The following is a 10105-nucleotide window of genomic DNA, read 5'->3' on the forward strand; positions in this document are numbered from 1 at the left end:
CCCTGTTTTTGAGGTTATTGATGACTAATGACTAATGACTAATGACTAATGACTAATGACTAATGACTAATGACTAATGACTAATGACTACTGACTAATGACTACTGACTACTGACTAGCTTCAGATTAAAACTACAAAATAATGATAAATGCCGTAGCCTTACCAGTAACAGAAGAAAGTCAAGTCGGAGAAGCGCGGCGAATTGCAGTCGCCCTGGCGGCCGAAGTGGGATTTAACGAGACCGATCGCGGTAAAGTAGCAATTGTCACCGCCGAAGCTGCAAAAAACGCGGTAAAACACGCCAGCGAAGGAGAGATTTTGCTGCAAACTGTAAAAACAGACGCAGGATATAGCATTGAAATAGTATCGTTAGACCGGGGGCCGGGAATGGCAAATGTCGGCCAGTGTCTGCGAGACGGTTTTTCGACTGCGGGAACTCTGGGAACCGGACTCGGCGCGATTAAACGCCTTTCTAGTTTTTTTGATATTCATTCTGTACCGAAACTGGGGACAGCTTTATTAATGCGCTTGGAACCGACTCAGAATCGCCTGGAAACGTCCCAAAACAGCAATTACTTGGAATTTGGGGCCGTCAGCTTGCCGAAAGCAGGAGAGCAGATTTGCGGGGATTCCTGGGCGATAGAAAACGATCGGGACAAAAATCTAATTTTAGTTGCTGACGGGCTCGGCTACGGGGTTTTGGCCCAGGAAGCTTCGCAAGAAGCTGTCCGGGTATTTGGGGAAAGTGCTAAACTCGGGCCGAAAGCTATTTTAGAGAAGGCCCACCCTGCTTTAAAAAATACCAGAGGAGCGGCTGCTGCGATCGCCCAAATCGATCGTACCCAACAAAAAGTCTGTTTTGCCGGAATTGGCAATATCTCTGGTGTAGTCGTCACAGATAACCGCAGTCGCAGCATGGTTTCCTACAATGGTACTGTTGGACATCGGATGCTAAAAGTAGCAGAATTTGTCTATCCTTGGTCGCCGCATTCCTTGCTAGTCATGCACTCCGACGGTTTGGCGGCGCAGTGGGATTTCAACCGCTATCCGGGTTTGGCCGCGAGACATCCGGCTTTAATCGCGGCGGTGCTCTACCGGGACTTCAAACGGACTCGCGATGATATGACAGTTGTAGTAGCTAAGGTAAGACAACCAGCTTAATACATACCGCTTTCAAAAAAAAATGAAACTGTAGGCGAGAACTCAAACATGATAGTCATCAGTGATTCCACAATCGAAAATCGAAAGTCGAAAATCGAAAATGGCATTAGTTACCCAATCCTGACGACGGAAGTCCGCTTTGAGCAAGATATCGTACAAGTACGCCAAAGAGCGCGCCAAATTGCCAAGGGGCTAGGATTCGATTCCCAAGCACAAACTCGCATCGCGACAGCAGTTTCCGAAATTGCCCGCAATGCTTTTAAATATGCAGGCGGCGGTAAAGTAGAATTTATTGTGGAAGGGGAATCGCGCCAATTTTTTCGGACTCGGATTTCTGACAGCGGGCCGGGAATTGCTGATTTATCGGCGGTTTTGAGCCCCAATTTTCGATCGCAAACCGGTGCGGGACTCGGTTTAGCAGCGGCGAAACGGTTGATGGATGACGTGCAAATCGATTCTTCGCCCGATCGCGGAACTGCTGTACAGTTAATTAAGCAGTTTTCTAAACAAATGCCTGCTCTAAGCGCGATCGAACTAAATCAATTAGTTGACAAACTAGCGCGCCAAATTCCCGAAGATCCCTACGCCGAAATTCAGCAACAAAATCAAGAATTGCTGCGAACTTTAGACGAACTCCGCCAGCGTCAAGAAGAACTCGTACAGTTAAATCAACAACTAAAAGATACCAATCGCGGAGTTGTGGCACTTTACGCCGAATTGAACGAAAAAGCAGAATTTCTCCAGCGCGCCAGCGAACTCAAAACCAGCTTTCTCTCCAATATGAGCCACGAGTTTCGCACTCCCCTAACGGCAATTTTAAGTCTTTCTGAAATTTTGTTAAATCGTCTCGACGGAGAACTTTCACCAGAACAAGAAAAGCAAGTAAATTTTATTCACAAATCTGCCCTTTCTCTGGCAGAACTTGTTAACGACTCGTTAGATTTAGCCAAAGTAGAAGCTGGAAAAGTCACTGTTCGCGTTGCTGATTTTGAAGTCGAAGATTTGTTCAGCGTGCTGCGGGGAATGATGCGCCCCCTGCTACCCCAAAACTCTGCCGTTACTCTGATTTTTGAAGCGCCTCGGGAACTTCCAACCCTCACAACGGACGAGGGAAAACTTTCTCAAATTTTGCGAAATCTGATTTCAAATGCTCTCAAGTTTACTGAAGCCGGCGAAGTGCGAGTTGCTGCCCAAATGGAAGAGGGGGGAACTGTTACTTTTTCCGTGGCAGATACGGGCGTTGGTATTCCGCCAGCAGACCAAACGCGGATTTTTGAAGAATTTGTCCAAATCGAAAATCACTTGCAGAAGGGCGTGAAAGGCACGGGATTGGGATTATCTTTGTGTAAGAAAATGACTGAATTTCTGGGAGGAAGTATTGAAATTGAAAGTTCGCCCGGAGCGGGATCGACTTTTTTGGTCAATTTGCCGGTTGTGTATGATGGAGATTTAGAAAAACCTTTGGAAATGTCTGCTGCTAAGGGGGTGAAAACACCGCTTTTTCTAGCAAATTCTCGATCGCCCGTGCGGGATTCTGCAGCAAAAATTTTGGTGGTGGATAATGAAGAGTGTTTTTCATTTTCCCAAAGACTTGCTGGCCGAAATTCATTGTATCGCGATCGGGGTCGCCAGCGGTGCTGATGAGGATGGGCGATCGGCTTTCAGAGAGCGGACGTGATAAGCTGATGTGCATCTCAATTGCCTATTGAAATTTAGAGGCACGTCAGCTTATCAACCATTCCCCAATTCTCAAATATCAAATGGTATGACTTTCATCTCCCTTCAATATGCCCTGTTTCTATTAGTTTTGTTTGCCGCTTACTGGTCGGTTCCGCTGCAGTGGTGGCGGCTGTTTATCATGCTCGCGGGCAGTCTGATTTTTTACGCTTCGCTGCAAATTTGGTACATTCCTCTGCTTTTAGTCAGTGTTTTGTTTAATTACTGCTTGGCGACGGCGATTGGGGAACCTCTGGATTGGCGGATTGCTAATGCTTCTTGGAACCGCCGCCGTTTGTGGTTGCTGTGGATCGGAATTGCGCTGAACGTGTTGCTGCTGCTGGGTTTTAAGTATGTGCCTTTTGTACTGAGTTCGATCGGCACTTTGTTGAATTTGCCAGTTGCTCTCGACAGCGCTAACTGGGTGAAAACTCACGTCATCGCACCCTTGGGATTGAGTTTCTTTTGCTTTGAGTGCATTTCTTATTTGATAGACGTGTACCGAGGCGCACCGGCGGCCACTTCGCTGCTGCATTTTGCTGCTTACAAATTGTTTTTTGCCAAACTAATTTCTGGGCCGATTACTCGCTATCACAACTTGATCTATCAACTAAAATCCCAGAAGTTTCCGACACCGGATCGCATTTCTGAAGGACTTTGGACGATCGCCTTCGGTGCAGTTAAAAAAGGTCTTTTCGCTGACAACTTGGGAATTTATGTCGATTTAAGCTTTACCAACTTGCAGCGGGCGGGAAGCGAGGATTTGTGGCTGGCAATTTTTGCTTACGGGCTGCAACTTTATCTCGATTTTAGCGGCTATGTTGACATGGCGCGCGGCACTGCTTTGCTGCTTGGTTGGTATTTGCCGCCAAATTTTGATTTCCCTTATTTTACTACCAGCATCGGTGATTTTTGGCGGCGCTGGCACATGACTTTGGGCGATTGGCTGCGAAATTATTTGTATTTTCCGTTGGGGGGTTCGCGTGTCGGTTTGTGGCGCACTTGTCTGAATTTGTCGATCGTCATGTTAATTGCCGGAATTTGGCACGGGGCGGCTTGGGGATTTATTGTGTGGGGGGCTTTGCACGGTTTGGCTTTGACGGTGCACCGGCTGACTGATGTGGCGTTTAAGCGGTTGCAGATCGAGTTTTTGTGGGAAAATCCGATCGGGATGGCGATCGCTTGGCTGTTGACTCAGACGATGGTTTTTAGTAGTTGGATCTTCTTCCGCCTTCCCGATTTAAAAGATTCGGGATGGGCAATTTCGCATTTGTGGGGACACACTGCTGACGTGCAGTTTGCTAATAAAGTTTATGTGGAAGCTTTAGGTTTGGAAAGAGTGCAGTTGAGTTGGATTTTGGCGGCTGTGGCTGCGGCGATGCTGGGGAATTATGCGTTGAGTCGGGGTTTGAAATTAGAGTTAAATTGGCCGCTGAAATTGGTGTTGGTGCCGCTTTGTTTGTATGCGGTTTGGCTGTTAGCTCCCGAAGGCGGTTTGCCTTATATTTACTTCGATTTTTAGGGGATTATCTTAATATAGGTTTGTAGTAAGGACTTTAGTCCGCTTTGTAACTGGTAACTGGTTCCCAGGCAGAGCCTGGGAACCGATGTCCAGAGGCTCTGCCTCGCTTGGCTTTCATCGAGGCAGAGCCTCTGGATCTGCATTACCAGGCAGAGCCTGGTAACGAATAATTAATGCTTTGGTAAGTACCCTACAACTGATAGGAACACCAATCACTCCAGCTACCGACATAAAGTTTTGCATCGGGAATTCCAGCGATTTCTAAAGACAGTAAATTTACGCAAGCTGTCACCCCAGAACCGCAGTAAACAATGATTTCTTCCGCTTTTCCTAATTCCGTCCACCGCTGTTTTTGTTCCGAGGCCGATCGCACTTTTCCAGTTTCATCCGTCACCCCTTGCCAAGGGTAGTTGACAGCACCCGGAATGTGACCTGCAATCGGGTCGATCGGCTCCCGCAAACCTTCATATCTCTCGCTCTCTCGCGAATCAACTAAAACCCTGTCCCGTAAATCCTTTCGCTCTTTTACCGCCTCAAATTCTACCGCCATATCCCGCTGCAATTCCGGTACAAATTTACCCTCCCGAGATTCCGGCAAAATATTTGTTACTGGATATCCCGCCGCTTTCCAAGCGCCAAAACCGCCATCTAACAAAGCAACTTTGCTGTGTCCCATGTATCGCAGCAGCCACCACAAACGAGCCGCAAAAGCCAGCCGCGAATCGTCATAAGCCACAACTAAAGTTTCTTTTGAATTAATCCCAATCGCACTCAATTTTTCCGCTAACTCTGCAATATTTGGCAGCGGATGTCTGCCGCCATGTTTACCAACTGCACTCGCGAGATCCCGATTTAAATCTAAATAACCAGCTCCGGGAATGTGACTTTCTTGATATTGTTTTTGTCCCAATTCGACATCGGCGAGGGAAAACCTACAGTCAATAATTACAACTTGCGGATTTTCGGTATTGGCGGCCAACCATTCAGCAGAAACAATTAAATCGTTGTCATTCATAACTGTTTAAATCGGTGTTTAACATCTACATTTTTGGACAAAAAACTTCTCTAATTAGGGCGGAATGCCGCGCACTTACCGCTGCTCGGATTCTGGTTTTTCTGAATTAGCTTTCTTGGGAGTTGCTTTCTCCGGTTCGGCTTTTTCTGAATTAGCTTTTTTAGGAGTTGCTTTTTCCGCTCGCGGTTTTTCCGAATTAGATTTTCGGGGACTTTCTTTCTCCGGTTCGGCTTTTACTGAATTAGCTTTCTTAGGAGTTGCTTTGTCTGAACGCGGTTTTTCGGCGGTGGCGGGAGTAGGCTCTGGCGGAGTTATATTTACTGCGGATTCTTGAGCGTAAAGCAGATATTTTTGATACTCGATCGCTTTGGTTTGAGCTAGTTGATGGTTGGAGCTAGACTCCGGTACTCTTCTCATCAACGATACCGCTTCTTGCCAGCGATCGGCAACTGTCGTCCAATCTTCCTTGGTTTTTGCGACTCGCCCTAATTCTGCTGCTTTGACTGCGCTGTTAACTGCGTCTCGAAAAGTATCCGGTACAGTTGGTAAATTCGCTATTTCATCGGGGTTATTCCCCGCAGTTGCTGGCTGCTCGTTCAAAATTTTACCGACAAACGCCATTACGGCGATCGCCAACATACCCGTCACTAGCCCGACTACAATAAAAGTCGATCGCAACCGCTGCTCAAATGCAGCAAATTCCGGCGATTTCTCCTCTTCAATATTAATTTGAGTATCTTCGGCGATCGCGCCGTCGATATTAGCAACCGCAGTCTCTGGCACAGATTCTCCTTCAAGGCTGTGCTGTTCCAAAGTGCTGTTGTCAAAACTAAACTCCTGAATCCAAGCAGGTACAATCTCACCGCTTCCTCGCCCCTCAACCTTCACTTTGCTAATCGAATCCGGCTGCAAATCTGTCAGTTGGCTGCGGACAAAATCAACTAATATATGTTCGATCGGTACTTGTTCGGCTTCCAAAATGACATTCAAACAGTCGCCGTCGAGATGCGCGGAGGCTGCGATCCCTTCAGATTGCAACTGGCTGTTTAACCAAGATGCGATCGCCTGTGGATTTCCCTGCTTGGCAAGTTCCTGAAAATTAAGTTCTGTCATAATAATTGGACATCTGATAATGCAGAAGGTAGAAGGTAGAAGCAAGAAGGAGGAAGCAATCTTTGGCAAGGATTTCAGCAATTCTTGACATCCTCACCGTCGGGCGCTGTGGCGGTGGAAGGTAGAAAAAATCAAAAAGTCAGCAACCAATAGTTTTTTGAGTTGAAAACACCACAACTGAAATTCAACAATATAGTATAATCTATCCCAGCAAATCCCAGCCTTAAGATGCAAATTATCACTCTCGCTCCCCCTGGAATCCCTTGGGGAAGCACCCAAGTCAGAACAATCGAACCGAACTCAGGTTCGATCGTTCCGACTTGAGTCCTCAAAAATTTGATACCCAACCCGCAACTCAATATAGCCCAGCCGCATCAAGTCATTCGATTTTCCATTTTTCGATTTGAGATTTGAGATTTACCCCACGGATCGAGGATGGGGCTCTTCTGATTTGAGATTTTAGATGCTCCCGATTGATTCGACAGATCGATCCAGGGGCTTGTACCACCTTTGAAATTCGCTTGTCAAACCGCAAGCGCAGCGTCTCAAACCAACATCCGGTTGCAAAAACCTCGATCGCCCGGATTCGAGATTTGAGATTTAAGATTAAAAAATTGTGAGATCGCAGCAGCACCGACGGACGGCGAGTGATATCATCATTGAGTCAATATGCAAGTTTTTGTAGCAAAAAACTCGATCGCACAATGGTAGCAATAGCAATTTTAGCGGCTGGACGCGGCACGCGCATGAAATCTGACTTGCCCAAAGTTCTCCACGAATTGGGCGGTCGATCGTTAGTTGAGCGAGTCCTCCAAAGCTGTCAAGAAATTCAAATTTCCCGGCGGCTTGTCATCGTCGGTTATCGAGGCGAACTCGTTAAACAATCGCTGCTTCGAGGTCAAGAAATACCACACAACCCCGAATCTCCTCCCCTAGAATTTGTCGAACAAACCGAACAATTGGGAACCGGTCACGCCATCCAGCAATTGCTGCCTCACTTAAAGGGATTTCAAGGAGATTTGCTGGTATTAAACGGCGATGTACCTTTGCTGAGGGCAGAAACTATCAAACAATTGATGGAAATTCACAAACAGCACCAAAACTCTGCTACTTTATTGACAGCTAATTTGCCGAATCCTCAAGGATACGGGCGAGTATTTACCGACAGTCAAAACTTTGTGCAGCAAATTGTCGAAGACCGCGACTGCACACAAGCTCAAAAGCAAAACCACCGAATTAATGCAGGTGTTTACTGCTTTCACTGGCCGGATTTAGAGAAGATTTTGCCGGATTTGAAAGCAGACAACGACCAAAAAGAATATTACCTAACTGATACGGTAAGCAGCCTGTCTCCCGTGATGGCGGTGGATGTGGAAGATTATCAAGAAATATTGGGAATTAACGATCGCAAACATTTAGCCGCAGCTTCCGAAATTTTGCAAGCGCGGGTAAAGGATAAGTGGATGGCGGCGGGAGTGACGCTGCTCGATCCCAACAGCATTACGATCGACGATACCGTAGAGTTGCAGCCGGATGTGGTAATTGAACCGCAAACTCACTTGCGGGGAAAAACTTCGATCGCCTCCAGAAGCCGCATCGGCCCCGGCAGTTTGATTGAAAACAGTCAAATTGGCGAAAATGTGACTGTGCTTTATTCAGTAATTTCTGACAGTATTGTCGCCGAAAATTCGCGAATCGGCCCCTACGCGCACTTGCGGGGACACGCGCAAATAGGAGCGAACTGCCGCGTCGGAAATTTTGTAGAATTGAAAAATGCTGAAATTGGATCTCGAACTAATGTTGCTCACTTGTCTTATTTAGGCGACGCGACTTTGGGAGAAAAAGTCAACATCGGTGCTGGGACAATTACCGCCAATTACGACGGAAAAAACAAGCACAAAACTCAAATAGGATCTCGAACTAAAATCGGTGCCAACAGCGTACTGGTTGCACCAATAACTTTGGGAGAAGATGTTACAGTAGCGGCAGGTTCTGTCGTGACGGAAGATGTGCCGAATGACTGTTTAGTAATTGCCCGATCGCGGCAAGTTGTCAAACCAGGTTGGAAACTCAAAGAACCGGAAAAATAACATTATACCTCTTGCAAAAATAGTTAGGACCGGCTATAAGCCCATCCCACAAAAATCTTTTTGCTCCTCGTTACCAGGCTCTGCCTGGTAATGCAGATCCGGAGGCTCTGCCTCCTTTGAGGAAGGCAAGTTAAAAGAGAGAGGACTTTAGGAGGTGCTTAAGTTATTAAGTTTTCGATCGTAAGCTGTTCTACATTTAAACTGTATGTTCAGGGCGGGCGAGCTCTCAGCCAAACCCCTACACCCCACAAGACGGGGATTTTTTTTGACATTCAATTTAAATGCCGCAACAGCTTACCCGTGCCAGTGCGCGCCCTACAAACAACAAAAGTTCAATAGTGCGATCGCGCGTGCAGGTAATTGTTAATCGCTTTGGCGATTTTTAGTTGCTCGTGGGGACTCATAGTGTGGGGCAGAGATATGCGAGATCCTCCAGAAACCAACAGTCTGACTTCGTACCAAACATCACAATCCCGATCTTTGGTTCGCTCAACTTCCACCCCATAAATTTCGCACAGAGAGTATTGCATGGCTTTACGCGCCAACAAACCCCGCTGTTTAACAGTCAAGGTGTTTAAAGTTCCATCAAAGCTGTAAGTTTCATTATTTCTCAACACGATCGCTCCCAATGCTGCCAGCAACAATATGCCTCCCGTCCATTCCAACCAGCGATCGTCTTGTTTTAAGCGCAGCAAGCCATTTTTTGCGTTTCTAACAAAAAAATTGATATCAGAAGCAACAGCGTCTTGATTTCCCCAGTTAGTCGAGTTACCAGTGAAAGGAACACTGCCAACCGAAGTCAAAAGTAAAACTCTGCTTCTATAGCCGCATCTTTGAACTTTAGCTCCCTGCAAAGCATCAAGCTGAATTTCTTGGATGTACGATCCCAGTAAATTCGATCGCACAATCTGGCAACTTCCCGGTTTTTCCTGCAACCGCTGGCAGCTTAGAGTTGCTGCATGATAGTCAAAAGCCAGCGACATCAGTCCAAATGTCATTAATAAACAACTGTGAAGCCAAAAATCTAATATGTTTTGAGTCTGAATTATTAGTTCAGTTGCTGTTTCCTTGATTATTTTCATTTATTTCACCCTTAGATTCCAAAAATGATGCTACAGATCGCCTTCCCTGCCGCGTTCTGGCGAATAGTCAACTTAAAGTGTATTATTATGAAGTTGTCCTCTACCGTGACCCTTCTTATTTTGCTAACAGACTAGCACTAAAATGTCTGGCAAACAATAAATGTGGCGAGTTTACCTGCCACTGCGTTTAAGATAGCTTACAGTGACTTAAAACAGGTGAATCTTAAAAATATATGGTTCTACCGAACCTAGTATGTAAAACTAACTAGCAAAATGCTAATGTAAGAAGCTCCTAAGAATAAAGTTGTCAAAATTTCTAAACCCATAAGCTTTTCTTTTGATGAGCTTTAATTTGTTATTAATTCCTTCCACAACTCCTTGAGTAGTCCTCCGATCAAAATACGC

At 46.1% G+C, this 10105-nt stretch carries 8 protein-coding genes; 4 read left to right on the forward strand and 4 right to left on the reverse strand.

Features of this window, described 5'->3' with window-relative positions:
* Positions 1–142 precede the first annotated feature (142 nt).
* The 3 genes from WBA89_RS19175 to WBA89_RS19185 all read left to right on the forward strand — a co-directional run bounded on the left by WBA89_RS19175 (position 143) and on the right by WBA89_RS19185 (position 4400).
* Positions 143–1162, forward strand: a complete 1020-nt coding sequence (locus tag WBA89_RS19175; protein WP_424408792.1) for an ATP-binding SpoIIE family protein phosphatase — start codon at positions 143–145, stop codon at positions 1160–1162.
* A gap of 48 nt (positions 1163–1210) precedes the next feature.
* Positions 1211–2803, forward strand: coding sequence for an ATP-binding protein (locus tag WBA89_RS19180; RefSeq protein ID WP_424408793.1), 1593 nt, complete (start codon positions 1211–1213; stop codon positions 2801–2803).
* 124 nt (positions 2804–2927) lie between these two features.
* Positions 2928–4400, forward strand: a complete 1473-nt coding sequence (locus tag WBA89_RS19185) for an MBOAT family O-acyltransferase (RefSeq protein WP_424408794.1) — start codon at positions 2928–2930, stop codon at positions 4398–4400.
* A 190-nt stretch (positions 4401–4590) separates the two neighbouring features.
* Here WBA89_RS19185 and WBA89_RS19190 read toward each other — a convergent pair whose 3' ends face one another.
* Together WBA89_RS19190 and WBA89_RS19195 are read right to left on the reverse strand one after the other, a co-directional pair.
* Entirely contained in the window at positions 4591–5415 is an 825-nt protein-coding gene (locus WBA89_RS19190; protein ID WP_424408795.1) for a sulfurtransferase, read from the reverse strand.
* Between the two features lie 75 nt (positions 5416–5490).
* Positions 5491–6528: a hypothetical protein gene (locus WBA89_RS19195; RefSeq protein WP_424408796.1), complete on the reverse strand. Its 1038-nt coding sequence runs from the start codon at positions 6526–6528 to the stop codon at positions 5491–5493.
* Positions 6529–7232: 704 nt separating this feature from the next.
* Between WBA89_RS19195 and glmU the strand changes: the two genes are divergently transcribed.
* Complete coding sequence (glmU, locus tag WBA89_RS19200) at positions 7233–8618, forward strand: bifunctional UDP-N-acetylglucosamine diphosphorylase/glucosamine-1-phosphate N-acetyltransferase GlmU (RefSeq protein WP_424408798.1); 1386 nt, start codon at positions 7233–7235, stop codon at positions 8616–8618.
* Between the two features lie 332 nt (positions 8619–8950).
* On the opposite strand, the gene WBA89_RS19205 is transcribed toward glmU, so the two are convergent.
* Together WBA89_RS19205 and WBA89_RS19210 are read right to left on the reverse strand one after the other, a co-directional pair.
* On the reverse strand, positions 8951–9616 hold the full coding sequence (locus tag WBA89_RS19205) for a hypothetical protein (protein ID WP_424408797.1): 666 nt from the start codon (positions 9614–9616) through the stop codon (positions 8951–8953).
* Positions 9617–9976: 360 nt separating this feature from the next.
* The coding region (locus WBA89_RS19210; RefSeq protein WP_424408799.1) for a transposase at positions 9977–10105 on the reverse strand (129 nt) is incomplete at its 5' end.

It is taken from the genome of Microcoleus sp., from assembly GCF_049646505.1.
Classification (GTDB): Bacteria; Cyanobacteriota; Cyanobacteriia; order Cyanobacteriales; family Microcoleaceae; genus Microcoleus.